This window comes from Legionella sp. km772 (genome assembly GCF_003989735.1).
Lineage (GTDB): Bacteria > Pseudomonadota > Gammaproteobacteria > Legionellales > Legionellaceae > Legionella.
Genome location: NZ_RZGQ01000326.1, coordinates 1 through 1,652, shown reverse-complemented (window position 1 = coordinate 1,652; position 1,652 = coordinate 1). Strand labels below are relative to the sequence as shown.

Genomic DNA, 1,652 nt, shown 5'->3' with positions numbered 1-1,652 from the left:
ACTCATTTAAATCACTTTGCTATTAAGTACAAATTGATTCTTAGAGCGAACCAGATTGCTTGGCAGGAGCTTAAAAATATGGCAGCTTAAAATTGACCGTGCGTAACATGAGTTATTAAAACAGCATCCTACAACTGTTTAAATATAACCCTTCCCAATTTAGAAAAAAACTCACCCGAACACTTAATCCAAACGCAACACTTGTTAAATGAGTTTTTAAATCGTGTAAATCAATTTGCTAGCACCCTACCAAATTCGACCATGCAATTTGATAAAACATCATTTCAAAAGGAGCTGACTTTTTGGGAAAGAGATCCACAAGCCATTCACGATGATTTAATCATCGCTGAAGACAGCCAAAAACAGGTTGTAGGCTTCCGCTAAGAGTATTGAACACCTTATTAAAAGCAAAGCTTATTTAGGCGTAAAGGAAGCTGGTGGTTCTGCTGATGCTTGCGATTCTAGAGAGGGTACATGCGTGTTGTTATATGTTTTAACAATACCTAACTCAGGGGCTATCAATCGGCGAATGTCCTCTGGATCCTTCTCAATTTTTATTAATTTTATTGCTGAAGGACTGGGTGAAAAAAAATCAGATTTGTTTTCCTTGGCTTTGCGAATAGATGCAGTCACCGTAGACATAATAGGCAGGCCTCTGGCACATTGGACCATTTGCCGAATGATCGTCGCGGACATACTCGATAAGCTTGCTTGATATTTATCAAGCTCCTCTTTTTTTAAATAGGTTTCAACGTTTCTGAGTAAAACCGGTAATTTTACCAATCCACTGCCTTGTTGGGTATAACCCGCTAAGGCAATGAATTGCCTAACCATCGGTATAGTAATCTCATTAGCACCAGAAGAGTACATAGCCCAACATTCAAAACACTCCCAAGGAAGTTGTGCATCCACCCTACGCATCCAGCCTTTAAATTTAGTTATTAAATAAGAGGCAGGCAGCATAAATTGAACGAAAGCCTCAGGCTTGGGGAGAATAGTAGCAGTATTAGCACTAAGACTTACATTAGTATCTAAGACATAGCCACCCAGAGAACGTAATAGAAACAAAGAAAACAATTCCTTACAACTTACTCTATCTGCAATAGGTGTCTCACTTAGTTCTTTTTTTAAGAATAATTTAAAAAAGGAACTGACCAATAAGGCATCATGATTTATCGTTTCTTCATAAAATAAATCAACCTGGTATTCTTCTTCTAGAAACTCTTGCAGATAGGCCTGTATAGAACATACTTGGATTGGATTATCACCTGTTAAATATTCTTTTAGTAATTCTTGATAGTAAGGTACAAACTCATCTAAACACCAAAATAAAATTTGATGCTGATTCTCATAGATCGGATGAGCCCATAATTCAATTAAAGCTTTAACATCATGAGCAACCACTCCGCTGGAACCTGGCAAATTACTAGGTGGGCCTATCCAAATGAAATTGACGGGAAGAGCATTTTTCAATAAATGAGGCATAAAACATCAACTACAGCAAGTAATAATATAATTATACATAAAATACACTAAATAACTCATGTTACGCACGGTCAATTTTAAGCTGCCATATTTTTAAGCTCCTGCCAAGCAATCTGGTTCGCTCTAAGAATCAATTTGTACTTAATAGCAAAGTGATTTAAATGAGT

Annotated in this window: 2 protein-coding genes; one reads left to right on the top strand and one right to left on the bottom strand. The window is 36.7% G+C overall.

Annotation, left to right across the window (positions count from 1 at the left end; translation table 11 throughout):
• Positions 1-201 precede the first annotated feature (201 nt).
• A complete protein-coding gene (locus ELY15_RS15655; RefSeq protein WP_127101673.1) occupies positions 202-384 on the top strand; it encodes a hypothetical protein in 183 nt (60 codons plus the stop codon).
• Between the two features lie 30 nt (positions 385-414).
• Here ELY15_RS15655 and ELY15_RS15650 read toward each other — a convergent pair whose 3' ends face one another.
• Positions 415-1,485, bottom strand: coding sequence for a hypothetical protein (locus ELY15_RS15650; RefSeq protein ID WP_127101671.1), 1,071 nt, complete (start codon positions 1,483-1,485; stop codon positions 415-417).
• Positions 1,486-1,652 lie beyond the last annotated feature (167 nt).